This is a genomic window from Paraglaciecola sp. G1-13 (genome assembly GCF_055809255.1).
The window spans coordinates 4,616,281-4,641,673 of record NZ_CM147903.1; the positions used below are offsets into that span (position 1 = coordinate 4,616,281).

The window sequence follows — 25,393 nt, forward strand, 5'->3', positions numbered from 1 at the left end:
AACAGCAAAAACAAGTTACCAAGATAAAATGGTCGGAAAACGTTTGAACATCACAAGGTTAACCCACAGAGTCCAGGGCGTACTTTGTAAAGACCACCCTCCAACCTATTGTGCTCTCCTATTTTAAATCGACTTCAACACTGCGTCGGCGAATCGCTCACCCGACAGAGGTTGTGCCTCTAAAAGCCACGGGCTGCCCTGACTGGTCATTTGGCAATTCGATTAAAAACATAGAAAATTGAAGTCGGTACAAAAGCAGCGACGGCATCACCAACTTGAATGAAGACCTCCGTAGCCTAAAGCGAAATGTGCGCTCTCGGCTTATTTTTCTATTTCAGTCCATGCGAACTTGTTACTTCAAAGGCGTTCACTCATCGAAGCTTACTGAAGTGAATGTTGTCTCAGTACTTCTTTATCAGTCATTCTTACTATACGAAAACGAAAATCATAGTCGGAAAAATTATCATCTCCGCATACAGCAGGCCCCTCACAAGGATTTAATCTAACTGTGAAATTTCGAATATCACCTATAGCAGGTAAAATTTCTAACAACTCTTGAGTATTCCAAGCACCATTATATTTTCCAACGAATTGGTCTTCACAGTCTTTAACAATACTCCCGGAAAAACAAAATGGAAAATGTGCCCAAGGACTATCATCCTCGTAAAAAACAACAGAGAATTGTATTGGACTTGCAGCCCCCTCCTCCTTGCAAATCCAACCTGAACCCTCTCCCCCATATCGACCATCTATTATTAGCGTGTCCCCTGCGATAGGATAAACACAACTTTGTAAAGAATGAAAATCAAAAGACTCCCCACTGTCAACATCACCTTGAATAAGCGTGGAAACGATCACATTGCTATGCCAAACAGCGTAAATTTCATCGGAGCCAGCCCAATCCCAACCGGTTTCGTCTACTGCTGTGAATCCAATAGCTTCCACTTTAAACATTGGCTGCAAATTATGTATTGCAACCCTTGGGGGTAACTCTTCAAGATGAGCGAGAGCTTTAGTCACAGAACTGGGCGGTTTAACATCTTTTATTAAAGAATCACATCCGAGTATGCAGAAACACATTAAAGTAGTGCAGACTGCTACTAGTCGCTTTGCATAATAGTTATTTCCGAATAGTGTTGGTTTATATAGTGGCTTTCTCATCTTTGGGCTTCCTTACGATAATATTAAGGTAAAATATAAAAAGATTAGAAGTACACGCGGTGAAACATCAATAGTCAAAAAGGGCACATAAGCAGACAAAGTCGGTGCTATCGTGAACATCCACAATGAAGAAATGAACCGCATGCTTTAGTCGACTCCATTCTATGCAGGGCCGTGCATGGCCAGAAACTCTTCTGGCGGCAGTGGTTTTGGAAGGGCGAGGATATATACGACCCGTTCTTTCACTGCTCCCTCTGCATGCAATGCCTTAGCGGGGATCACTATTTTATCTCCCGCTTTGACTTGGGTTCGCATACCGCTTTTGGCATCGAAGAAATCTGTCTCTCCTTCCATGATATATGCGTGTACCTCGTCGGCATGCCAGTGTTCGTGCAATCCTTCTGATGGACCAGAAACAAATGTTGTTGGCCAAGTTCCCTGTTTGATTACATCGTTAAGTACGTCTTCGGTGGAGTCAAAAAATTCACTGTAAAATCGTAGGCTCATCATAATTTCCCTAAATGTTGAAGCGTATATGGCAGACAACAACGCCATGACATGTATTTGAGCTTAGCCATAGTCGCTAATTAGATAAAGGCACCTATACTCATCACTTTAGTGTAAAGAGCGCACGAATGGATTTCGAAAACGTAAGGGTTTTTGTAGATGTAATGGAACACGGAAGTTTTGCGGCCGTAGCTCGTCAACGCAACGTTGACCCATCATCTATTTCTCGCTCGGTAGCGAGTTTAGAATCACAGCTGGGCTTTCGATTATTCCAAAGAACAACCCGCAAGATTGCCCCTACCGAAGCAGCCAGTGAATATTTTTCTCGGGTGAAAGATCTAATTGGTGAGTTTGACCGCGCTAGTGAAGCCGCTCTAGATTTGGTTAGCCTGCCTAATGGCTCTTTACGCATAACCGCTTGTACTTCATTCGGGCAACGAGTGCTAGTGCCGATATTGCCAGAATTTCGTGCCTTGTACCCAGACCTTACGCTTGAATTGTTACTAATGGACAGCCTCGTCGATCTTGTCAAAGAGCAAATCGATGTGGCTATCCGATTCGGGCAACGACCGGAGGGTAATTTCACCGCACACAAATTGGTTTCAAGACGATTTCATGTTTGTGCAAGCCCTACCTACGTAAAAACCAATGGTTCCCCTAACGACCCAGTTGACCTGAGTAAACTTGATTGCCTATTGTTTTCAATGCCGGGGTATTGCAGAACGTGGAAGTTTCGGGATACATACAACAATACATTCGACGTGCCTGTCACCGGGCATTTACTGATATCACATGGGTTGACCATGACCGCTTGCGCTGTGGCGGGTCTTGGCCCCGCTCTATTACCAGACTGGCTGTGTCAAGATGAGATAAAAAGTGGCCTTCTGATCGATATGTTTCCAGACTATGCATGTACCGCAACAGAGTTCGATACTGCGGCTTGGTTAGTCTATCAAAAATGTTCCTATTTACCCGTAAAAACCCGAGTGTTTATCGATTTTTTAAAAGCAAAAATAGTCACCCATGCCTAAAGGTGTTAACGCAAGTTCATAAAAACGTCACTGTCGCTGCAACAAAGAGGAAATAAAATTGAGTGGCATTTTCACCACAAGGCTTCACCACGTTGAACGGGTGTTAAAATAACAGCATAAAAGCCAAGCTATTCATTCTGGCTTAAAGTAAATGTTCAACAATTGTCGAAAATTTAAAATCAGTATCGCGAGCTTTTATATCATCACTTTACTGCCCAGCTCTGCAATTTCAAAAATAATCGGTAATAATGTGTCGCTACTCTGGTATTTTACCGTCGAGGCCATATATCGCCTTGTTAAGCCATTTGTTAAATACAGTAAATCTGCATAACTTCGCCAAAATAGGGCCGTTACATGATCATTGAAAAAATCGCGAGTGAACTTCAGGTAAAACCCACTCAAGTACAAGCTGCCGTCACCTTGTTAGATGAAGGCTCGAGTGTCCCTTTTATTGCTCGCTATCGTAAAGAGGCCACAAATGGCTTAGATGACATTCAACTCCGTCAGCTTGAGCAGCGTTTGATTTACCTGCGCGATATTAATGACAGACGTAACGTGATCCTCAAAACGATTGATGAGCAAGGCAAGCTTACAGACCAACTTAAGCGCAGTATTTTAAGCTGCGACAACAAGACCGAATTAGAAGATTTATACCTGCCTTACAAACCTAAGCGTCGCACTAAGGGGCAAATAGCCATCGAAGCAGGCTTACAGCCTCTTGCAGACACTTTATTTGCCGACCCGACCTTATCGCCTGAGTCTGAAGCCGCAAAGTTCATTGCTGCAGATAAGGGCGTAGCTGACGAAAAGGCAGCGTTAGAGGGGGCAAAATTCATCTTGATGGAGAAATTTGCTGAAGATGCAGCATTGCTACAAAAAGTGCGCCAGTACTTAATGGAAAACGCTCATATCAAAAGCAGTGTGGTTAAAGGCAAAGAAAAAGAAGCGGCTAAATATTCAGATTACTTTGCGCACAGTGAACGCCTCAGTAAAATACCATCGCACCGCTGCCTAGCCTTGTTTCGCGGCCGAAATGAGAACTTTCTGCAAGTATCAATGGATGCTGATCCGCAAAAAGAAGAATCAGACAAAAGCTCATTCGGTGAACACATCATTGCCCAGCATCTGGGTTTGAATTTTAGTAACCGTGCGGCGGATGCGTGGTTAGCGAGTGTCGTTCAGTGGACATGGAAAGTAAAAATTGCTCTTCACATGGAAACAGAATTGTTTGGTGTGATAAAAGAAAAAGCCGAACAAGAAGCAATTCAGGTGTTTGCTAAAAATTTAAATGACTTGTTGATGGCGGCGCCTGCTGGGGCGAAAACCACCATGGGCCTTGATCCCGGTTTACGTACCGGCGTAAAAGTGGCAATCGTTGATGCCACAGGTAAAGTGTTAGCCACCAGCACCATATTCCCCCATGTGCCACAAAATTTGTGGGACAAAAGCCTGCGAACGCTAGGTATGCTGTGTAAGCAACACAAGGTGAAGTTAATCAGCATTGGTAACGGCACAGGTTCACGTGAAACAGACAAGCTCGCCGCAGAGGTTATTAAAGCTAACCCCGAACTGGGTTTGAGCAAAATTATGGTCAGTGAAGCAGGCGCATCGGTTTATTCGGCCTCTGAGCTGGCATCAAATGAACTACCCGATATGGATGTGTCGCTTCGCGGCGCTGTATCCATCGCTAGGCGCTTACAAGATCCACTCGCAGAGCTGGTTAAAATTGAACCCAAAGCTATCGGTGTTGGTCAGTACCAACATGACGTAAGCCAAAGTAACTTGGGGCGCTCACTTGACCGTGTTATTGAAGATTGTGTAAACGCCGTTGGCGTGGATTTAAACATGGCTTCGGCCGCGCTATTAAGTCATGTATCAGGCTTAAACCGCACACTTGCCACCAACATCGTAAATTTCAGAGATACCAATGGCGCGTTTAGCAGTCGCAAAGACTTGTTAAAAGTAGAACGCTTAGGGCCAAAAGCCTACGAGCAAGCCGCTGGCTTTTTACGCATAGTAAATGGCACTAACCCGCTTGATGCCTCGGCAGTTCACCCTGAAGCTTACCCTGTGGTCCAAGCCATAGTGAGTAACTCAGGCAGTGCTGTTAATGATTTAATTGGTAACACTGAGCTATTGAAAAAGCTTGAGCCGCAGCAATTTGTGGATGATTCATTCGGGTTGCCCACAGTGACTGATATCATCAGTGAGCTACTTAAGCCAGGCCGAGACCCTCGTCCTGAATTCAAAACCGCCACCTTTAAAGAGGGCGTGTCGTCGCTTAACGATTTAAAAGAAGGCATGATTTTAGAGGGCGTAGTGAGCAACGTCGCTAATTTTGGCGCGTTCGTTGATGTAGGTGTCCACCAAGACGGTTTAGTGCATATCTCGGCTATGACTGACAAATACATTTCTGACCCACGGGAAATCGTCAAAACCGGTGACATTGTTAAGGTCAAGGTAATGGAAGTAGATGTGGCGCGTAAGCGTGTGTCATTCACCATGCGCTTGAATGACGATATCAGCGCCAAGCCGAATCAAAGCCGCGGCAACAGTGACAATAAACCTCGTCAAGGCAACAGGCCAAGTGGTAAGACTCAAAATAAGAAACCCGCACCTGCTTCTGCTAATCAAGCGATGGGCAATGCCTTTGCCGATGCCTTTGCCAAAGCGAAAAAATAGAAAAGGTTAAAAGCGAATATGATAACCGGTGACACCGTTCACCGGTTTTTTTATGTCTATAATAAATACATCCTATTTGCTCGTTGGTCGCCACTTGACTGGGGTAACCTTTACACAGCCTTTACTTACCCGACAGAAACTATCAATCCTTCTTTAACGTCATACACACAGAAAACGCTTTCCAATAATTGATAACGTGAGTCCATTATGACGATGAAAAAACTACTTCCTTTAACGCTTGTGGTACCTATTGTATTAAGTGCCTGCGCAGGCAAGCCTAAACCGCAACCTAAAGAGCCCGATATGCTCGCTACAAACATCAAAAATACTAACAAGAAAGTGTTTAATTTCAGTATTAGCGCGAACCAAAACTCGGTTAGAAGTAAACTAGAGCGTGGCGGTGCTGACGGCCCGCCACAGAAGAGAGGTAACAAGAACAAAGCCAAAAGTGACGATCCGAAAGAAAGACGACTCGATGAACTATTTGCCCACCTTGAAACGAAGCTCAGCGAGTCAGGTTATTGCCGTGAGGGCTACACCGAAATAGACACTTACGAATCAAGTAGTCGACTGCATATCCTCGGCATGTGTAACGAAACGGCCACCCCAGAGGATAAACGTAAATTCGCCAATCATTACGGTTATTAATATGAGCGGTGTTTGTGAATTTAATTTATAGGAAGTTTGGTCGATGGCGCTGGTGATAAATACCAGCTTTATTAGGCTGAGAAATTCAAACCATAGCTTTTGGGTTCGCTTACCCCTTGGTAATACCGTTGAACAACACGCTCCGCTACTAAGGTATTGTCGTCTCTGCTAGCTTGAGTAGCAAATGCACTGCCTGCCTCACTAGCAAAAACGTCACCTAGTTGCTCACTTTTCAAGGTGGCTTTAGCGACTTCAGATGTATCTAGGTCTCGGATTGGCGTACCTTCATCAGTACCGCGTACTATTTCATCTAACTCAGGGCCAAATTCTGATTTGGCAGTCGATTTACCTGCCGCATTTACATTTTCACCTTGGGTATCACTCTGTGTATCATTTTGAGCAACAACACCAACACCTTCACTTTTTTCTTCTGCTAGCTCTTTGCGTGCTTCAAACGTTTTTTGGCTGGCTTCAGCCGCTACCCTCAAGTCTTGCGCCGAGGGCTCAGCAGGAGCGAGAGCTGCAGATTTGACTTGCTGCATTTTGCGAATAGTGTCTTCAGGAGAATTCTCAACTGATACATCAATAGACACCTCTCCGCCTGTGGCATAACGCTTGCCGTCCGGTCCGGTTGTGTACTCATACTTGGGTGCGCCAGCGTATTGGCCACCTGTGTTGGCATGAGCTTGCTCGTGAGTACGTACTTCAGTATCGCGTTTTTTCAACTCGTCTATTTGAGCTTTTTCTTGCTGCTCTTGCTGGGCTTGTTGTTCTTGTTCAGCGTCTTGTTTACCCGCACTTTCTTGCTGGGCGTTGTCCTGATCAGCGTTTTTCTGAATATCCGATGCAGGTTCGCCTTGGGATTGCACTTGAGGGCGCTCATATACAAGAGGTTGAGCAGGGCTTTTTACTTTGTCATGATCACTGGCTAATCCCGATTCTGCGGCTGAATTTTCAGACCCAGTCAACGCTGGTACTGTTTCGCGCAGGGTATTATCTCTGCGCGCAGCTTCAGTGTTGATATTGGCGGTAGTAAAAACAACCGCCGTTGGGATAGGCGTTACAATGTTCATTTTATATCTTAATGATACCTATTGGTTAGTGAACCTATGCAAAGGTGTCTAGTAAAGTGCCTATGGTGTCATTAGCTACATCTACTACTTTAGCTGAGGCTTCAACTCCTATCGCACCTGTTTGAAGCTCTATCACGCTACTAGTCAGGTTAGCACTGGATAGGCTGCCCTGCTGTGCATCGCCATTTAAGCTGGCAATCTCTCTGGATGCCTGCGTAACTTGCTCTGTGCCGCGCTGCACGCCCTGTAAACCACTGGCAAAAGCGCCGCTGATGTTGCTGTTATTTGAAATGTCCACACTGAGTACCTCTACTAACCTCTCATGGTTAATTATTAACCAAAAAATGTTATTTTAACAGCGACTTTTTACCTGAGGGTGTTTTCCATCAGATCAACCAGGAAATCCTCTGTGTGCGATATAAATGGCGCATGTGAAGCATGGGGGAAAATCGTAACACTGTGATTTTTAGCTAAGCTTTGCTGTACATACCCTTGAAGCTTTACAGGCACTAAGCTATCAAGACGCCCCAACATCCAATGTATCGGCATTTTCAAAGCCGCTATTTGGTCTCTTAAATCAACATGCTCTAAAATATCTAACCCCGCTGTCAGTGCGGCAATATCCGCCTGGGGCGACGCTTCTATGCTGCTTTTTATCTTTCTAATATCTGTTTTCGCTGAATCACTGCCCATGGCCTGTATTGCCAAAAAGCGCTCTATAGTTTTGCTCAGGTTTTTCACTAGTTGCTGCGAAAACGCTTGCAGAATATTCGGATCAATCCCCGCCCAATCATTGCCTTTTTGGAATTTGGGTGATGTGGCTATCAGTATCAACTGTTTAACGTTCGTAGGCTCAAGTAATGCAACATGTTGAGCAACCAAGCCACCTAACGACCAGCCTGCAAGCACACTGTTCTCAGGGAGCACATTTGCCATACACTCAGCCAGATTTTTTAAATCGTACGGCTTAGGCATCATTTGATTGTTCTCACCAAAGCCTGGCAAATCAACATAAGTAACGCTGAAATGTTGCTCGAGCTGCTTGGCTATTGGCTGCCAAACACCGCTATTCACTCCCCATCCATGAAGTAGAACGAAATTAGGACCACTGCCTACCGTACGTGTTTTCAAAGTCGTGTGCATATAAATCTACTACCCTTAAGAACTGGTGTGTCAGTGTAGAGATGAAAAAAGTGAAATCAAGTGAATGGCTTAGAAGTGCTCACCCTTAATTGGCTAGGGCTTACAAAAGTGAAAAGCATACAAGCGGCCAAAATAGCACAACAATGTTTGCTGTGCAGGCAAGACAGCGACGCGCTTATTTGTGATTACTGCAGGGATGACTTAACCTTGTTTGAGTGTGAAAAATACGACTACAATTTATTGAATTGGCCCAAAGCGAAACGCGGTTTAAAGCATCTGACGGCAAATAACGTGTTAGCGCTAGCTGATTATCAGTGGCCTCTGTCGCAATTACTCACTAGCTTGAAGTTTTCTAATAAAATCCTGCACGCCAACGCTTTGGCCAAACTTTTTGTTGCACATGCGCTGAACAGCCGCTGCGCAATGCCTCAAGCGCTCATGCCAGTTCCGCTGCACCCGAGGCGCTATCAAGAACGCAAATATAATCAAAGTATCGAGTTAGGGAAACGCATTTCAGCCCTAACCGGCATCCCGTTAGTGACTGATGCGATCACTCGACATAAAGCCACACAAACGCAAACGTCTCTCTCCAGCGCTCAGCGAAAAGCCAATATGAAAAATGCGTTTACGCTTCAGCGTCCCCTAAGCTATCAACACATCGCCATATTGGATGACGTGATCACCACAGGCGCTACCGTTGAGGCCGTGCACCAACTGCTAAATAAGCATCATCCAAGTTTACGAGTGGATGTATGGTGTATGTGTCTTACCCTGGAGCATTAATTAAACTGGACAAGAATATTGCGTTGCTCAACAAACGCCTTGTTCCGCGCCAATAACCACGAAAGTTTGGGTTGTCGGTAAACGCAATCACTTTACCTTTTCCAACACTGTGAGCCACGATAGAAGCGCTATTATTAATAAGCTCTTGCAACTCATCAGCAGCGTAACCAGACACGAGGGAGCGTGAAGTGTAACGCCCAACTGTGATAAACGGCGTTTTGGGCGCACGCATCACGACTGTGCTGTTTTTAAATGAAGGTAAATGCGAACGGGGAAAGCCAAAGGTAAGTGGATGACTGGTATCTAATTGCGTCTCAAATACCGCCCCTGCGATACGCTGCTTAGCCGCTAATCGGTCTTTATCTGCGTAGGTTAAGTCTTTTTTGGAAAACGCACGTTTGATTTCATCTTCATTTAAAAACGATGCCTTAAGCCAATCTTTGTCAGCAAACCATTTTGCCGCTGTTCGCTGGCCTATCATTACCCCTCCCGCAGACAACCATTTTTCCAACGATCTAACTGTTTTCTCAGGTACGTCAGAATAGTCTCCGCTAACCCAAATGATGTGACTATAGCGAGAGAGATCAAGACGAGAAAAGCGAGGTAAATCAGTGACAGTGACAGGCATCCCCACCACGGTATCCAAATAATGCCAGGCTTCACCCACTTCATATTGTGATGTGCCATCACCGCCAACTAGCAACACTTGAGGGCTCTTGACGGCGAACATTTCACGGCTGCCAATATCGATACCTTGCGCCGTTAGGCCTGATAAAATGGGCCAAATTTTAATACTCGTTTGATTTGCACCGCTATTGAGTAATGCCAATAGGTTGCTAGGCTGTTTCAGCGCTAATGGGATCAGTACCGAACCTGCGCTAAAACTAATATTGCCTTGATCGGTTGCGGCAGCAAAATCAGACCCTGCAATTTTAACTTGCACGCCCTCGCGGAGCAGTTGGCTCAGTAACTTAGGTGCTTTTGAGTCGGCCCAAGAAAACCCATACGCGTATGCGCTCTCTGTATTGACTGGGAGACTGTTTTCCGGCTGATTATTGGGCTCATTGGCAACAGGCATTTTGCGCCACAACTTTCGCTCCACTGGGGAGTATTGAATATTAAATGCAAGAGGCAAGTTCCAGCTTGATACATCGTAAAAACTATTATCATTAAAGCTTTTACGCTCAGAGAAAAGCGATTTCACTAGGCGATATTGAGGCTGGTTTAAGGGCACAAAAATACTGCTCAATGGCTGATAAGTCAGATCATCTACGCGCATTTCTTTATTCAGGTAATTAAACCTGATTCGATGTTGCTGCAATATCGACTTGAGGTCAGAAAAACGAGTCGTATCTTGTGATTCACTAAGAAGATAACCCACCGTTTTATCGTCTTTTATCAGTTCGTTGGTTTGTTCAGTGAATTCTGTTGGGTAAGCCAACAACTCGGCTTTATTGGCCAGTGCCCCCTTGAACGTTGAAAGAGACGTGGTGACTTGATTTTGAATGGTATCAGTGAAATTCAGTTCACCATTGATAGACTCTTGTTTATGTCCACGACTGCTGGCCTGCTCAAATAGAATCCCTATGCTACCTTGGGCGTCTGGATACGTCGAGCCTTTGCCATAATAGAAATCATCGTAGGCTTCTTGAGTGAAATACAGCTGTTTTTTTTCATCCAGCGCAGCTGCATGAAATTTGGCTAACTCGGCTGTCAGTTCGGTATTACGTTTGGGCGTCCAAGGATTATTACGCGACGCGATCCCCGGCTGAAAAAAATAGCTACTATTGGTACCCATCTCATGAAAGTCTGTAAGTACATGGGGTCGCCAGCGCTGAAACTGCGCAATACGCGCCTGTGATTCAGGGTGGGTCAGCAATAACCAGTCGCGGTTTAAATCAAACATATAGTGGTTTGTTCGACCACTCGGCCAAGGCTGCTGATGCTCTCTGTGATTTGAGTCTGCCACTAATTGCTGGCCACGATTGCCATTCGCCCACTGGGCAAATCTTGCTAAGCCATCAGGGTTAATGCTCGGCTCCATGAGTACTACGTTATTTTCAAGCAATTGCTGAACAGCCTCATCTTGCGCTGCCGCTAAATAATAAGCCACCAGCAATGCAGCATTGGCACCGGATGATTCATCACCGTGTACGCTGTAGCCCATCCACAATATGAGAGGATCATCTGAGGCACTTTTTTGCCCGAACGAAGCGAGGTGATTGTTACGAATAGATTCAATATTTTGTTGGTTTTTAGCTGCCGTAAACGTCAGTAACAATAGAGGCCTATTTTCATGGGTTCGGCCGGTTTCCTGCAGTGACACTCGATCAGATTTGTCGGCCAAAATGCGCATGTACTCTACTAGTTGATCATGGCGCACATGCCATTCACCCACAGACGCCCCGAGGACTTGGGAAGGGCTAGGGATAGCATCGTTAAACTGCGTATTGGCGGGTAAATATTCGTTATCGGTGAGCGCTTGCGCCGAGACAGACAAAAAAACAGAACACACAAAACCCCAAAACCAACCGCACTTCATACGTTTACACCTTTTGTTACATCAAAATCAGTCTAAAAATCATCCTGAAAGGTTCGCATGTTTTAGCTGAAATTGACATAAGTAAACATTATTACTTGAGTGTTTTAGTCAAGTAATTTTGATACAATCTCGATATGTTTCAAATACAGGACCTTTTTTATGATTTCTATCTCAGATACAGCCCAAGCGCATTTTTGTAAATTGCTTGAAAAACAAGAGCCTGACACTAATATTCGGGTTTTTGTCGTTAACCCCGGTACGCCTAGCGCTGAATGTGGTGTTTCCTATTGCCCACCAGACGCCGTGGAGTCAACCGACACCACCCTAGAATTTAATGGGTTTGATGCCGTTGTTGATGCAGAAAGTGCTCCTTTTTTAAGTGAAGCAGAAATTGACTTTGTGACTGACCAAATGGGCTCTCAATTAACCCTGAAAGCACCAAACGCCAAAGCGCGTAAAGTTGATGACGATGCCCCACTAGAAGAGCGCATTAATTATATGATTGAAGCAGAGATCAATCCGCAACTTGCCAGCCACGGCGGTAAGGTTATGCTGATGGAGATCACCGAAAAAGGTGAAGCTATACTTCAGTTTGGCGGCGGTTGTAACGGCTGTTCAATGGTTGATGTGACGCTTAAAGATGGTATTGAAAAGCAAATGTTAGCCCAATTTTCTGGCGAGTTAACAGCAGTAAAAGACGCTACCGAACATGAAGCCGGCGAGCACTCTTACTACTAATTAGTCGTTAACATGCTTAAAAAGCAACTGAGTAAATTAGTCGCTGATCCACATAAAAGCTGGGGTCGTTTTAAATACGGCCTCGGCTTTTTTGTTATTGGCGTCATACTGATACTCATTGGCAGTCAAAATTGGGTGTGGCTGCAAATTCCAGGACTGATAGGGCTTGGCATTGGCTGTGTGTTGGCCTTGTATGGCTATATAGGTATTTTGGCCTACCGCATGCAGAATGCGTTTAGTTTATCAAACGCCCACCGCGATAAAGATAAGCAAAGTAACCGCCAAGACTAAGGCCCCGCCCGAGCATTAACAACAACAATGCTACCCACAAAGCATAGTTTTGATATTCTTGCAGTAGCCACCAGCTAGGAAAAAAGAAAAACGTGGCGCTAAGCAACATACTGTTTTGCATTGCCTTTGCTCGTGTTAGCCCCACAAACACGCCGTCCAGTAGGAAACACCAATGACTCACGATGGGCAACAACCAGATGATGAATAGGTACTGCGCAGCGAAGTTTCTAAGTTCTGGCAAATCCGTCAGTATTGCGATGATCTGCTGACCAAATACTACAAAGCTTAAGCTGTAACCGCCGGCCACTACGGATGACCAAAATAAACCGCGCATTACCACGCGATTAATTTCACTGGCGTCCTTTTTCCCTTTAGCTTCACCTGTTAACGCCTCAACAGCGTAAGCAATGCCGTCTAACCCTAGCGCAATCAGTGCAAAAAATTGCATGATAATCGCGTTGCTCGCGGCCGTTAATGGCCCAAATCTGGCCCCTTGAAAAATAACGAACGCCAAGCACAATTGCAGTGCCAAATTACGCACAAAACTATAACCGTTTAGGCTCATCAGCTGCGCCAATGAAGACCACCGCCACAAGCCCCAATGAGGCCTTTGTAAGCCCATTCCTTTTATCGCCACCCAAACGCCAAGTATCAAAATACTGTATTCAGCAGCAACACTTGCTACCGCGACACCCTTAACGCCTGCATCGAACACGAATACCAGTAAGACACTTAACCCAGCATTGAGTAAATTGGCAAATATTTGAATATAAAGAACTTGCTTTGTTTTTTGTTGGCCTATCAGCCAGCCAATGATGGCCAGATTGACTAAAGCGGCTGGAGCCCCGGTAATACGCACACTAAAATATTGTTGAATAACATTAAGAAGTTGCGCTTCTGGTTGAGCGAAATGAATTCCTAATGTCAGTAGAGGTGTTTGCGCGGCCCATATTGCCAGACCGATAACCAAAGCTACGCTGCAGCTTTGCCAGAACACACGACTCTTGTTTTCATTGTTTTGCTCGCCTTTGGCCTGGGCGCTTAAGCCTGTGCTCGACATACGAATAAAGCCACACAACCAATAGGTCTGAGTTAAAATTAGAGAGGCTATTGCTGCGCCAGCCAGATAATGACTACTGCCCATATGACCTAACACAGCAGTATCGACCATACCAATAAGTGGCGTGGTTATATTGCTTAAGATCATTGGTAGCGCTAACAGAATCAGCTGTTTATGAGAGGCCAAGTGCCAAAAACGGTGTTGTTCACGAGCTGGAGATATAGCCAAGAAAAATCTCACTTAATAGATAAAAAATAAATATGGGAAAGCAGTTTCTCGTCCGCTATGCACTAAGCATTCAATGTTACACTAGCGCCATTCAAAGCCTCACAAAGGGAACGTTATGGATCGTATCATTTTTTATGTAATGGTTTGTCTTGGTTTTTGCATCTCAATCAACTATGCCCAAGCCAGTGACAACGCGGTTATCCTTCTTTATCACCACGTGAGCGAAGATACGCCTGCTTCTACCAGTGTTTCACCCGACACATTTAACGAACATATGACTTATTTGGCTGAAAACTATAATGTTTTACCATTAAAAGACATAGTTACTACGTTACAAAACGAGCAGCTCCTACCTGAAAACGCTATCGCGGTAACCTTTGATGATGGCTTTAACAACATTTATCAAAACGGTCACCCGATACTCGCTAGGCTCAACTTACCGTATACGGTTTTCATCAATCCTGACTTGGTTGGTAAGGTGAATTATCACTTGAGCTGGGAAGACATGCGGGCCATGACTAAACAAGGTGCCAGCTTTGCCAACCATAATTTACGTCATGAGCATTTACTTAATCGGTTAGCCAATGAGAGTGATGAAGCATGGCTAGCTCGTCGTATCAGCGATATTCAACAAGCCGAAAAATTACTAGAAGATAATTTAAACGTACGAGATAAATTCTTAGCCTATCCTTACGGTGAATACTCCCCTGAACTACAAAAACAGCTTACACAATTAGGTTACGTGAGCTTTGCTCAGCACTCTGGTGCTATTGCAAGCTTTAGTGATTTTTCAGCGCTTCCGCGCTTTCCGGCAGCCGGTATTTACGCGAATTTGGCACGTCTAAAAGTGAAAATGGCCAGTCTTGCTATGCCAGTACAAAATCCATCGCCAAATACACCACTCGTTAGTGGCGAACCTTTTACCTTCGAATTCAGCGTGCAAAGCGATGATATAAACAACGCACAAATTACCTGCTATTTTCAGGGTGATGCACAGAAAATCACCGTGAACCAGGCATTGATCAGAGTGGATTTTAAACAAAAATTGCCTGCCGGGCGCTCCAGAATAAACTGCACAGCGCCGAGCAAACGCGCGCCCTCACGTTATTATTGGTACTCAAAACCTTGGTTTATTACCTCAGATAAGGGGCAGTGGTTAGATTAAAGCGTTTTTCTCATATGCAGGTAGGTGCCCAATTTCATTGGGCTGCTATCCACAGTAGAGCGCTCAATGTTAAAGCCAAATTTTTGATAACAATGTATAGCGGGCGCATTGTCTTGCTTAACGTCTAAGGTAAGAAATTGTTTGCCTAACTCATTAGCCTTTTCTGTAAAATGAGTTAGGAGTTCACTGCATAGCCCTTTTCGCTGAAACGCCTTTGCAACACCGATATGCCCGATACACAATTCATCGTCTGCAGGACGAGCAAATACTTGCTGTAATGACTGGCATCGATTCAACACTTCAAGAACATCAGTACCTTGGTAATACTGTGTCATGCTTTCAAGAGTTGCTTGTACATACATTGCCCCCATTTCACGTTGCCATGCACAGCCTATCCCAGCAAGTTGCCCTTGCAACTCTATGACCCAATGATTACCAAAGCCAAATTGGCCATGTTGATGTAAAAAAGCTTGCTTCATGTAACTGCGCGCAAAATATTGATGCTGCAGGGATTGTTGGTTAAATAAAAGGGGAATGGCTTCAGGCGCAGAAGAGATAATCAAGGCTACCGCTTCTTGCGTGTCTTGAGCTGTTGCCTGACGTACGCGAGGCACAGTTATTTGGTTGTCGCTAAGATAGTCATGTCATGCAGAATCCGTTTACTGTCGCTCACTGCAACTTTGCCTGGGGCAAACTCTGGTTTAAAGCGACCCACAACATGACCTTGCGGATTTACCACCACCACAGATGAACTGTGATCCACCAAGTAGTTTTCGTCGTCTGTGCTTTGTGACGTCGAATACATCATGCCCATTGCGCGAACGAAAGGAAACAAATCAGCATGCTCGCCGGTTGCGGCTATAAAGTCAGGCTCAAAAAAATCGATATATTCCGCTAGTCTTTCTGTTGTATCTCGCGCTGGGTCGACCGAAATAAACGCCACCTTGACCGGGTAAGGCCCTTTAATGCGTTGCAACTCAGGATAAATGCTGCTTAAGTCAGCCAGCGTTGTGGGACAAATATCAGGGCAAAAAGTGTAGCCAACGAAAACGAGCGTCCATTGATTTTGCAAGTTTTTATTGGTTAATGGTTGGCCTTTACTGTCAGTCAAAGAAAAATCAGGCAAGGCTCTCGCTTGCGGGTAAAGCTTAATATACTGCGTTTCATCACTCTTTGGGGGCGCTATAGTCACTGCGATCACAACACCGACAACCAATGCCACTAAGGCGATTAACGCTAAATTTAATCTGCTCAAAAAGTAAATCTCATATAATGGTCAACCAGTAAGACCACAAACAGTACCATTAAATGGATAATCGAAAACTTAAACGTTTTCATAGCGGTGTGTTCGTCACTGGCGAATTTTAATTTCCATGCATAATACAAGAAGCCAGCGTTTAATGCGCTGGAGCCTAGCAAATATATCGCGCCTGTCATGCCAATCAGATAAGGTAACACGCCAATGAGCGCTAATAGCACCGTGTACAGTAAAATGGATGTTTTAGTAAATTCGATCCCGTGCGTGCATGGCAGCATAGGGATTTTCGCCCGAGCGTAGTCTTTTTCACGGTGAATGGCCAACGCCCAGAAATGTGGAGGGGTCCAAATGAATATGATGAGCACTAAGAGTAATGCATGCGCATGGATATCATTCGTTACCGCCGTCCAACCGAGTAATGGTGGCGCTGCACCAGCTAACCCGCCAATAACAATATTCTGAGGCGTAGCGCGTTTTAAATACATGGTATAAATAAATGCGTACCCCACTAAACTGGCTAACGTCAACAAAGCGGTTAAGCGATTGACCCATAATTCTAAAATAAGGTAGCCCACCACCGTAAGCACGCCTGCAAAAACGAGCGCTCGCTGGGGAGAAACTTTGCCTTTAGGCATCGGGCGATTCGAGGTCCGCGCCATTTGCGCATCAATTTTACGATCAACTACGTGGTTAATAACCGCTGCTGCAGAAGATAAAAAACCAATGCCGGTCAAACCTGCCAAAAGTATTTTCCAACTGATCCAAGTTTCACTCGCCAAACACATGCCTACCAAAGCGGTCAGTAGGAGCAACATTACCACTTTAGGTTTTGTCATCTCGTAATAATCACGCCAGTGGAGGCCTGATTTATTTACTATGTTATGAGGTGCAACACCAACAGATTTGCTCATTGGTCTCTCCTATGTTTTGCGATAGAGGGTGTAACTAAGTAACACCAAAATTTGTAGTAGTGTAGCGGCAACGGCATTATGCATAACGGCCACACCGACCGGCAGACTGAATACCACATTGCTGACACCCAAAATGACCTGAATGCCTAGTACTAATACCATGATAGTGGCAATTTTTTTTAACAATCCAGAGCTTGCTACCCCGTAAATGCGAATAGCCAACCAGCACAGATAAATAAACGTAATTAGCGCGCCAGCCCTGTGCACTATATGCATGGTCATACGCTGGGCATAATCGTGCACCCCGTACTCGTAGTTATCTGCTTCTGGCAAGCTAAAGGCTCCTATAAAATCTAGGCGCTCGTACCAGTTGCTCTCGCAAATTGGCATTTCGGTACAGGCTAGCGCCGCATAATTTGCTGATGTCCAGCCGCCTAATGCTATTTGGCCTATAAGGATGGCAATCCCTATCAAGCCAAACTTTGCTAGACGTCGGGTTTGCTGATCACCACCTGGTATGCGATATGGTAGAAGGCGTAAGTAAAGCAGAAACAACGATGACAACACGGCAAAGCCGCCTAAAAGGTGACCCATAACGACAATAGGTAAAAGGTTAAGGGTGACGGTCCACATACCTAGCATGCCTTGAAATATGACCAGGCATAGCAGGAAAAACGGTAACTTAATAGGTCGATGATAAGCACGCTTTACTATGCTCACCACAAAGATGATCAAGATGAGTAAGCCTAGCGCACTCGCGAAGTAGCGATGGATCATCTCGTTCCACGCTTTTTGGGGCTCTAAAGGTCGTTCTGGAAACGCCAGTTCTGCAGCATTTATCTGCTCTTGCGCCACGGGCACTTTGTAGTGTCCGTAGCAACCTGGCCAATCTGGACATCCCAGCCCTGCATCGGTCAACCGCGTGTATGCACCTAGCACAATCACAGTTATGGCAAGAATAAGGCCTGCCAACACCAATTTCCTCATGAACGACCCTCTAACCAATACGTGATAATTTCAGCAGCTTGCGTAGGTCAGATAAAATGTCACGACTATGCAAAATGGCTTGCTGTTGCTCAACTTGAAGTGGATAACGCAAGATCACGTTATTCAAGGTATCAGCAATGAAAATAGCATTTACCGGCTCACCTTTAAACACATTATTAACACTTTCCACGTTAGTTTTTAACAACTTAACAGCACTATGCTCATACAACCGCCTAGCGACACTGACGTCACTATCAGGTGTACTAATGACAGTTGCACGCACTCTGTCATGCTCTTTTCCAAGCGCTGTCCATACTTGCTCAACACTGTACAAGGCATTCTCACACTCAATACTGCACTGTGAAGGTAAGACGTATACCAGCTGCCACTTGGGCTCAGCAGCGTTGTCTTGAATAGCGCTCATGTCTAATATGGGTGATAGTAACTCCCCTTTGTTAGTCGCTGCTTTATTGAACCAGTTATTATCTAAAGCCAATTTGGCTAACACCACAGGCAAAATAAACACCACGGCGAGTGTGATAATCAAACGTTTGTTACTCGTGTTGTTCATGGGATCCCTTCTTATGTGCAGCGCGAAAACGTGCGCGAAGTGCGAAAAAGTAAACTAAAAAAGCGGCGATGCCTAAACCCATCCACTGCACAGCATAGGCATAATGCTTCTCAGGAGGCATAACCACGGGTTGCCAGTTGCGGATGAAATCATCACTACTGTCCGTTAGCGTTATCACGAAAGGTGGCAACTCTAACTGTATAACTTGCTCTATAAAGTGGATATCGACTTGCTGTATGACCTTAGGCCATATTGCTTCTGGCGTTGCTGTTTCTGTGATCATCGGGTTGTCTGTGGGCTCAACGACTCTCCCTAGTGCGCCCGATAACGTGTTTGGCAAAGTGACTTGTGGTAGATCATTGCGCATTAAGTTACCTGCAATCCAACCAAAATTAATCAGCACGTTTTGAGTCTGCCGCCGTGCTACACCATACACATCAAACCCTGGGCGGCCTTGATGGATACGATTATCGACTAAAAAAATCTTTTGAGGATCAATTGCGCCACTAAAGCTTACCGGCAAATCCTGAATATCCTTATCGATAGTGAGTACCCTCTCGAATGACAATGACGCGTTACTCGATACAGAAGCAATACTTTGCATTCTCTTACCTTTATCTAATCCTCTGTGCAATTGCCAATTAGCCAGTGCAAACATGATGACAACTGCGCACAAAGTCACTAGTGTAGAAATCATAGGTAATCGCTTAATAAGCCTAAGCATGCCTAATCAACAATAAAAATAACAGCGAGAGGAAAGAACAAAGTGCTCATCAAGATAATCATCGGAATACTACTTATCGTTATGATTTATAACTTATTTAAAGCCATGACTGTAATGCTTAAAAACGAACCAAAACAAGCGAATATGAGCAAATATATTGGAAGACGGGTATTAACCTCGGTGGCAATTGTAGTGGTCATACTTATTGCCATGGCCACTGGTCTTATTGAGCCCAACCCACGTCCTTATTAATATTTTACTTTACACGACGTACCCACAAGCCCGTTTTTAACCTGTGAGTACGTCACCTTAATTACAATATATACACAAAGAAAAACAGCATTACCCAAACCACATCAACAAAGTGCCAATACCAGCTACCTGCTTGAAAAGCGAAGTGATTTTCAGGAGTAAAATGCCCTTTAAAGATCCTAAGTAGCATAATAAACAGGATAATTGCGCCCAACGTCACATGCAGTCCGTGAAAGCCGGTTAATAAGAAGAAGGTATTGCCATACACACCCGATTGCAGGGTTAGTCCCATTTCTTGATAAGCATGAATATACTCCTCAACCTGCAACGACATAAAAATCGCTCCAAGCAGCACAGTTATACCAAGCATAAGTTTCAAGCGGCCACGTTTATTCTCTTCAAGTGCCACATGCGCAAAATGACAAGTAACGGATGAAATTAATAAGATGACGGTGTTAATCAGAGGTAGGCCATACCAGCCCATGGCTTCTGTTTCTGTGCCGCCAGGGGTTTGCACCAGCGGCCACATTGCTTGAAATGCAGGCCATAACACTTCATTTGTAGCGGCGTTGTTGCCAGAGCCACCTAGCCAAGGTATTGAAATCATTCGAGCGTAAAAAAGCGCACCGAAAAATGCTGCAAAAAACATGACTTCAGAAAAGATAAACCAAGCCATACCTTGTCGATATGAGCGTCCTAATTGATCGCTATATAAGCCACTCATCGACTCATGAATTTGATTTCTAAACCAACCAAACAACATAAATATCAGAGTCGCAAAACCAGCTGTCAGAATATATCCACCGTAACCAGACGTGCCTTTGGTTTGTTCAATCACAAAGTTACCTGCACCAACGGCAATTAAAAATAATGCAATGGCTCCCACTATCGGCCAAGGACTGCTATCCGGAACATAATACTTTTCATAATCTGGCTGAGCCATTATTCGTTCTCCTATTGACCACTATTCATTACAAGATCACCCGCTGTCGCCGTGACGTCATACAGGGTGTATTGCAATGCAAAATAGGTAATGTCTTCAGGTAACTGTGGGTCCACATAAAACCGCATGGGCATAACCGCTGATTCACCTGCTTGCAAAACCTGTTGCTCAAAACAGAAGCATTCTGTTTTGTTTAGAAATAACGCCGCCGTACCAGGTGAAACCGAAGGTACAGCTTGACCGACAACAGGGTGAGCAGTCGGATTTTTAACAGTAAAATTAATTTCATTCATCTGCCCCGGATGAACCCGGACTTGACGTTTTTCTGCTTCAAACTGCCACGCCATACCGGTATTGGTTCGTGTGATGAAATCGATGGTTATAGTGCGAGACTCATCGATTTCCATGACCTCATAAACCGCCGCGGAGTTAGCCGTTTTACCATTTAACCCAGTTAAATCACAAAACACATCATAAAGAGGCACTAATGCAAAACCGAAACCAAACATCCCCAATACGATAGCGAGTAATTTAATTACCATCTTGCCATGACTGCTCGGCTTTTCAGCACTGGCAGCATCTGACGTATTAGGCTCTTGCCTGTTGTCTGTCATAGCGAGTGCCAGAACATCCCTGAGTAAGACTGAGCCAGACCCTGCTGAGCGTACTGCGCATTGGTATATTCACTTTGTAATGCGAAATGCACGGTATCATTGAGAGGAAAATAAGCATCACTTTGCAAGCTATTGCAAAAGCCAAACGCAATTAAGCCGAAAGTAAATGCAACAGAACGCTTCAAAAGTCGCGTCTTGGAAAACCTCTTTTTGACTAGCAACATAATATGCTCCTGTACCGCCTATTTAATAACAGGCGGAGTTTCGAACGTATGATACGGAGCAGGTGAAGGTATTTCCCATTCTAGACCTTCTGCCCCTTCCCAAACTTGGTCACTTACCGGGTCACCTTGTTTACGGCATGCCTTGATAAGTAACGCTAAGAAAATCAATTGAGATAAACCAAACGCAAATCCACCTAAGCTTATCCATTTATTAAAATCAGCGAACTGCAATGCATAGTCTGGAATACGTCTTGGCATACCGGCCAAGCCAACAAAATGCATCGGGAAGAACAATACGTTTACAGAAATTAATGAACACCAGAAATGCCATTTAGCTAACGTAATATCAAACATTTTTCCTGTCCATTTGGGTAGCCAGTAATATACCGCCGCCATAATTGAGAAGATGGCGCCCGTCACTAATACGTAATGGAAATGCGCAACAACAAAGTAAGTATCATGGTATTGGAAATCCACAGGCGTTATCGCCAGCATCAAGCCAGATAAACCACCTATCGTGAACAGCACGATAAACGCTAGAGCAAATAACATAGGTACTTCAAAACTCATGGAGCCTCGCCACATGGTTGCTACCCAATTAAATACTTTCACACCGGTGGGCACAGATATCAGCATGGTGGCTAGCATGAAAAACATCTCAGCAAAAACCGGCATCCCAGTCGTAAACATATGGTGAGCCCAGACGATAAACGACAGCAATGCAATAGATGCCGTGGCGTACACCATAGAGGCATAGCCAAATAAGCGTTTGCGTGCAAAGGTCGGTACTATTTGCGAGATAATGCCAAAGGCGGGCAGTATCATGATGTAAACCTCAGGGTGCCCAAAGAACCAGAAAATATGCTGGAACATCACGGGGTCGCCGCCACCTGCGGCATCGAAGAAGCTAGTACCAAAAAACTTATCTGTTAACACCATAGTCACTGCGCCGGCTAATACAGGCATGACCGCAATAAGCAAAAATGCTGTTATCAGCCACGTCCAAACAAAGAGCGGCATTTTCATCCATGTCATCCCTGGGGCGCGCATATTAAAGATCGTCACTATGACGTTAATCGCCCCCATAATGGATGAAATCCCCATGATATGTACCGAGAAAACAAACAGAGCAGTACTGTCACCACTGTACGTAGTTGATAGAGGAGCGTAGAACGTCCAGCCAAATGCAGGGCCGCCCCCCTCCATAAATAACGAAGACAGTAAAATCAAGAACGCAAAGGGTAAGATCCAGAAGCTCCAGTTGTTCATGCGAGGCAAAGCCATGTCTGGCGCGCCAATCATCATAGGCACTAACCAGTTAGCTAGCCCTGTAAAAGCGGGCATAACAGCACCAAACACCATGATCAAGCCATGAACTGTGGTCATTTGATTGAAAAAGTTAGGCTCAACTATCTGCAGGCCCGGCTGAAACAATTCCGCCCGAATGACCATCGCCATCGCGCCGCCGGTTAAGAACATGATAAATGCGAACCAAAGGTACAGCGTGCCTATGTCTTTGTGGTTTGTCGTGTACAACCAGCGCTTAATACCAGAAGGAGGCGCATGATGCTCGTGATGATCGTTTTCGTGATGGATCGTGTCGGTTACTGTGCTCATGATCGTCTCCCTACTGCCCGTTTAATGCAGCGTTAATGTCTTTCGCCTGAACTAGATCACCCGTATCGTTACCCCACGCATTTCGCTCATAGGTAATCACTGCGGCAAGTTCTGACATTGTTAACTGTTTAGCGAAGGCGGCCATTGCGGTACCTGATTTACCGTTAAGCACGATATCAATATGCGCAGCCATATCGTTCAGCGCAATGTCACTCCCTTTTAATGCTGGGAATACCCCTGGCAACCCTTCACCATTAGGCATATGACAGGCTGCACATGCAGAATTGTAAATTTTTTGACCATTGCTCATGAGCTCTTCTTTGCTCATGTTCATTGCTAGTAATCTTTGCTCTTCAGCTTTTGCCTGTTCTTGGATGGCTTGACGCTCGCCTATCCACTTATCATATTCGGCGGGCTCTTTTGCGATAACCACAACCGGCATGAACCCGTGATCCTTTCCGCATAATTCAGCACACTGCCCACGGTAAATACCCGGTTCATTGACCTTAGCCCAAGCATCATTAATAAAACCTGGATTAGCGTCTTGCTTGATTGCGAAGTCTGGTACCCACCAAGAATGAATAACATCGTCTGAGGTAATAAGAAAACGCACACGTTTATCGGTAGGGATCACCAAAGGTTGGTCTACTTCTAAGAGGTAATTAACACCCTTGTCTAATTTACCTGTAATCTCATCGGCTTGAGTTGCCATGCGAGAATAAAATTCGACGTCGTTATCCATGTACTTGTAGTGCCACTTCCATTGTGACCCTGTTACCAACACCGTCACTTCCGGTTCACTGGCATCCTCCATAGCGATCAACGTTTTGGCTGCAGGGATAGCCATTACAATGAGGATAATAAAAGGGATGACGGTCCAAGCGATTTCAACTTTAACACTCTCGTGGAAGTTTGCAGGCTTAGCCCCACGAGATTTACGATGAAATAAAATGGAGTAGAACATAGCGCCAAACACACCAACAGCGATAACCACACATATGATGAACATCAACATATGTAGGTCATATACCTCGGCGCTGATATCAGTCACACCTTTGCGCATGTTTAATTGGTACTGATCTAAGTCGGACACTGAATCTGCAAAAGCGGTGCTGCAATTAAATGCACCTAACATTGCCATTACACTCAACGAAATTTTCTTCACTCGACCCCCTGCTTGTCAAACGCGTAAAATAGTGGTGATAACCATCAAACTCTACGTTCTAATTTATTATTGTAAGGTTCAGCACGCGACAAGTTTTGTTACTGACTTGTTAATCGTGTAACAAGCATTACTCAAAATAGGGGGAGTAGTCCAGTTTTTTTGTATATTTTATATTCAATCGACCAAATTTTAATCAGTCTATCAGTGTGTTACGTTAACAACTCAGTAACAAACACATAGATTAAATGATATGCGAAAAGGCAATATGAGGTAGGTAAGATGGGATGTTTTCATGGAATAAAATAATATTTTCGAACTCCATTGCGAAGCTCGAAAATGATCAATAATGTAACAGCAAACTGCCTAAAAAAATGTTCAACTACATCCAGTCAGCATTACGAATAACACCAACAGCGATACCTTCGATATTAAAAGGCTGCGTCGCTAGATCGACTTTAATAGGTTGGAAATCCTCGTTTTCAGCATGTAGTACGACTTGTCGACCTTTTCGCTCAAGCCGTTTAACGGTTACATCTTCATCTACTCGCGCAACTACCACCTGACCATTATGCACATCCGTTGTTTTATGCACGGCCAGTAAATCACCATCCAAAATACCAATGTCTTTCATACTCATGCCGCTAACTCTAAGTAAAAAATCAGCGCTGGGTTTAAATAAACTTGGGTCAACTTTGTAATGCATTTCAACATGCTCTTGAGCCAAAATGGGCTCACCGGCGGCAACACGACCAATAAGCGGCAAACCTTGGTCTTCTAATTGATCTTCTAAAGGCTCAGTGAGCCTGATACCTCTTGACGTGCCGGGCAAGATCTCAATTGCTCCTTTACGAGCCAGAGCCTTGAGGTGTTCTTCAGCCGCATTTGCCGATTTAAAACCAAGGTGCCGTGCTATTTCTGCACGTGTTGGCGGCATGCCTGTTTCTAGCATGGTGGTTTTAATCAGTTGCAAGACTTCTTCTTGTCTGGGAGTTAGTGGACGCATACACAGCCTGTTGTTTCATACAGTTTAACTGTGAGTATATACAGTCGTTGCTAAATCTCAAATTTTTCTTCT

At 44.6% G+C, this 25,393-nt stretch carries 27 protein-coding genes; 8 read left to right on the forward strand and 19 right to left on the reverse strand.

Annotated features, from left to right (window positions below):
- Nucleotides 1-381: 381 nt before the first annotated feature.
- Both AC0L6N_RS19605 and AC0L6N_RS19610 read right to left on the reverse strand, forming a co-directional pair.
- On the reverse strand, nt 382-1,161 hold the full coding sequence (locus AC0L6N_RS19605; RefSeq protein WP_473477047.1) for a hypothetical protein: 780 nt from the start codon (nt 1,159-1,161) through the stop codon (nt 382-384).
- A gap of 162 nt (nt 1,162-1,323) precedes the next feature.
- Nucleotides 1,324-1,671, reverse strand: coding sequence for a hypothetical protein (locus AC0L6N_RS19610; protein WP_473477050.1), 348 nt, complete (start codon nt 1,669-1,671; stop codon nt 1,324-1,326).
- 125 nt (nt 1,672-1,796) lie between these two features.
- On the opposite strand from AC0L6N_RS19610, the gene AC0L6N_RS19615 reads away from it, so the two are divergent.
- From AC0L6N_RS19615 to AC0L6N_RS19625, 3 genes are all read left to right on the forward strand, one after another.
- On the forward strand, nt 1,797-2,699 hold the full coding sequence (locus tag AC0L6N_RS19615; RefSeq protein WP_473477052.1) for a LysR family transcriptional regulator: 903 nt from the start codon (nt 1,797-1,799) through the stop codon (nt 2,697-2,699).
- A gap of 354 nt (nt 2,700-3,053) precedes the next feature.
- Entirely contained in the window at nt 3,054-5,381 is a 2,328-nt protein-coding gene (locus tag AC0L6N_RS19620) for a Tex family protein (protein WP_011576911.1), read from the forward strand.
- 207 nt (nt 5,382-5,588) lie between these two features.
- Nucleotides 5,589-6,029 (forward strand): hypothetical protein, encoded by a 441-nt coding sequence (locus AC0L6N_RS19625; RefSeq protein ID WP_473477055.1) that lies wholly within the window; start codon nt 5,589-5,591, stop codon nt 6,027-6,029.
- Nucleotides 6,030-6,100: 71 nt separating this feature from the next.
- On the opposite strand, the gene AC0L6N_RS19630 is transcribed toward AC0L6N_RS19625, so the two are convergent.
- The 3 genes from AC0L6N_RS19630 to bioH form a co-directional block, all read right to left on the reverse strand.
- On the reverse strand, nt 6,101-7,102 hold the full coding sequence (locus AC0L6N_RS19630; RefSeq protein ID WP_473477058.1) for a putative metalloprotease CJM1_0395 family protein: 1,002 nt from the start codon (nt 7,100-7,102) through the stop codon (nt 6,101-6,103).
- Between the two features lie 34 nt (nt 7,103-7,136).
- Nucleotides 7,137-7,400, reverse strand: coding sequence for a hypothetical protein (locus tag AC0L6N_RS19635; RefSeq protein WP_011576914.1), 264 nt, complete (start codon nt 7,398-7,400; stop codon nt 7,137-7,139).
- 68 nt (nt 7,401-7,468) lie between these two features.
- Nucleotides 7,469-8,245: a pimeloyl-ACP methyl ester esterase BioH gene (gene bioH, locus AC0L6N_RS19640; protein WP_473477060.1), complete on the reverse strand. Its 777-nt coding sequence runs from the start codon at nt 8,243-8,245 to the stop codon at nt 7,469-7,471.
- 108 nt (nt 8,246-8,353) lie between these two features.
- Here bioH and AC0L6N_RS19645 point away from each other — a divergent pair, with 108 nt between their 5' ends.
- Nucleotides 8,354-9,028 (forward strand): ComF family protein, encoded by a 675-nt coding sequence (locus tag AC0L6N_RS19645; protein ID WP_473481391.1) that lies wholly within the window; start codon nt 8,354-8,356, stop codon nt 9,026-9,028.
- On the opposite strand, the gene AC0L6N_RS19650 is transcribed toward AC0L6N_RS19645, so the two are convergent.
- Nucleotides 9,012-11,570, reverse strand: a complete 2,559-nt coding sequence (locus tag AC0L6N_RS19650; RefSeq protein WP_473477064.1) for a M14 family metallopeptidase — start codon at nt 11,568-11,570, stop codon at nt 9,012-9,014. The genes AC0L6N_RS19645 and AC0L6N_RS19650 overlap by 17 nt on opposite strands.
- 159 nt (nt 11,571-11,729) lie before the next feature.
- On the opposite strand from AC0L6N_RS19650, the gene nfuA reads away from it, so the two are divergent.
- The gene (gene nfuA, locus AC0L6N_RS19655; protein ID WP_011576918.1) at nt 11,730-12,308 is read left to right on the forward strand and encodes a Fe-S biogenesis protein NfuA; all 579 of its coding nucleotides are present in this window, start codon (nt 11,730-11,732) and stop codon (nt 12,306-12,308) included.
- 12 nt (nt 12,309-12,320) lie between these two features.
- Entirely contained in the window at nt 12,321-12,599 is a 279-nt protein-coding gene (locus AC0L6N_RS19660) for a hypothetical protein (RefSeq protein WP_041714148.1), read from the forward strand.
- Here AC0L6N_RS19660 and AC0L6N_RS19665 read toward each other — a convergent pair.
- Entirely contained in the window at nt 12,544-13,887 is a 1,344-nt protein-coding gene (locus tag AC0L6N_RS19665) for an MATE family efflux transporter (RefSeq protein ID WP_473477067.1), read from the reverse strand. The genes AC0L6N_RS19660 and AC0L6N_RS19665 overlap by 56 nt on opposite strands.
- Nucleotides 13,888-14,002: 115 nt before the next feature.
- Between AC0L6N_RS19665 and AC0L6N_RS19670 the strand changes: the two genes are divergently transcribed.
- Nucleotides 14,003-15,052 carry a polysaccharide deacetylase family protein gene (locus AC0L6N_RS19670; RefSeq protein ID WP_473477069.1) on the forward strand — a complete coding sequence of 350 codons (1,050 nt, stop codon included), beginning with the start codon at nt 14,003-14,005 and terminating at the stop codon, nt 15,050-15,052.
- On the opposite strand, the gene AC0L6N_RS19675 is transcribed toward AC0L6N_RS19670, so the two are convergent.
- Genes AC0L6N_RS19675 through AC0L6N_RS19700 form a run of 6 tightly spaced genes read right to left on the reverse strand, consistent with a single transcriptional unit; the run spans nt 15,049 to nt 19,476 of the window.
- Complete coding sequence (locus AC0L6N_RS19675; RefSeq protein ID WP_473477073.1) at nt 15,049-15,666, reverse strand: GNAT family N-acetyltransferase; 618 nt, start codon at nt 15,664-15,666, stop codon at nt 15,049-15,051. The genes AC0L6N_RS19670 and AC0L6N_RS19675 overlap by 4 nt on opposite strands.
- Before the next feature lie 2 nt (nt 15,667-15,668).
- Nucleotides 15,669-16,307 (reverse strand): SCO family protein, encoded by a 639-nt coding sequence (locus tag AC0L6N_RS19680; protein ID WP_473477075.1) that lies wholly within the window; start codon nt 16,305-16,307, stop codon nt 15,669-15,671.
- On the reverse strand, nt 16,304-17,221 hold the full coding sequence (gene cyoE / locus AC0L6N_RS19685; RefSeq protein WP_473477077.1) for a heme o synthase: 918 nt from the start codon (nt 17,219-17,221) through the stop codon (nt 16,304-16,306). Before cyoE ends, AC0L6N_RS19680 begins: the two co-directional genes overlap by 4 nt.
- Nucleotides 17,222-17,230: 9 nt before the next feature.
- The gene (locus tag AC0L6N_RS19690) at nt 17,231-18,208 is read right to left on the reverse strand and encodes a COX15/CtaA family protein (protein WP_011576924.1); all 978 of its coding nucleotides are present in this window, start codon (nt 18,206-18,208) and stop codon (nt 17,231-17,233) included.
- 10 nt (nt 18,209-18,218) lie between these two features.
- A complete protein-coding gene (locus tag AC0L6N_RS19695; protein WP_473477080.1) occupies nt 18,219-18,779 on the reverse strand; it encodes a hypothetical protein in 561 nt (186 codons plus the stop codon).
- Nucleotides 18,763-19,476, reverse strand: a complete 714-nt coding sequence (locus tag AC0L6N_RS19700) for an SURF1 family protein (protein ID WP_473477082.1) — start codon at nt 19,474-19,476, stop codon at nt 18,763-18,765. The genes AC0L6N_RS19695 and AC0L6N_RS19700 overlap by 17 nt, the downstream gene beginning before the upstream one ends.
- Before the next feature lie 69 nt (nt 19,477-19,545).
- On the opposite strand from AC0L6N_RS19700, the gene AC0L6N_RS19705 reads away from it, so the two are divergent.
- Entirely contained in the window at nt 19,546-19,755 is a 210-nt protein-coding gene (locus tag AC0L6N_RS19705) for a DUF2909 domain-containing protein (protein WP_011576927.1), read from the forward strand.
- 61 nt (nt 19,756-19,816) lie between these two features.
- Here the strand turns inward: AC0L6N_RS19705 and AC0L6N_RS19710 are convergent, their stop codons facing one another.
- The 6 genes from AC0L6N_RS19710 to lexA form a co-directional block, all read right to left on the reverse strand.
- The gene (locus tag AC0L6N_RS19710; RefSeq protein WP_011576928.1) at nt 19,817-20,698 is read right to left on the reverse strand and encodes a cytochrome c oxidase subunit 3; all 882 of its coding nucleotides are present in this window, start codon (nt 20,696-20,698) and stop codon (nt 19,817-19,819) included.
- Nucleotides 20,699-20,709: 11 nt separating this feature from the next.
- Complete coding sequence (locus tag AC0L6N_RS19715) at nt 20,710-21,312, reverse strand: cytochrome c oxidase assembly protein (protein ID WP_473477085.1); 603 nt, start codon at nt 21,310-21,312, stop codon at nt 20,710-20,712.
- The gene (locus AC0L6N_RS19720) at nt 21,309-21,536 is read right to left on the reverse strand and encodes a hypothetical protein (RefSeq protein WP_473477086.1); all 228 of its coding nucleotides are present in this window, start codon (nt 21,534-21,536) and stop codon (nt 21,309-21,311) included. Before AC0L6N_RS19720 ends, AC0L6N_RS19715 begins: the two co-directional genes overlap by 4 nt.
- Before the next feature lie 18 nt (nt 21,537-21,554).
- Nucleotides 21,555-23,153, reverse strand: a complete 1,599-nt coding sequence (gene ctaD, locus AC0L6N_RS19725; protein ID WP_011576930.1) for a cytochrome c oxidase subunit I — start codon at nt 23,151-23,153, stop codon at nt 21,555-21,557.
- A 10-nt stretch (nt 23,154-23,163) separates the two neighbouring features.
- The gene (gene coxB / locus AC0L6N_RS19730) at nt 23,164-24,288 is read right to left on the reverse strand and encodes a cytochrome c oxidase subunit II (RefSeq protein ID WP_473481393.1); all 1,125 of its coding nucleotides are present in this window, start codon (nt 24,286-24,288) and stop codon (nt 23,164-23,166) included.
- Nucleotides 24,289-24,697: 409 nt separating this feature from the next.
- Complete coding sequence (gene lexA / locus AC0L6N_RS19735; protein ID WP_011576932.1) at nt 24,698-25,321, reverse strand: transcriptional repressor LexA; 624 nt, start codon at nt 25,319-25,321, stop codon at nt 24,698-24,700.
- Nucleotides 25,322-25,393: the final 72 nt, after the last annotated feature.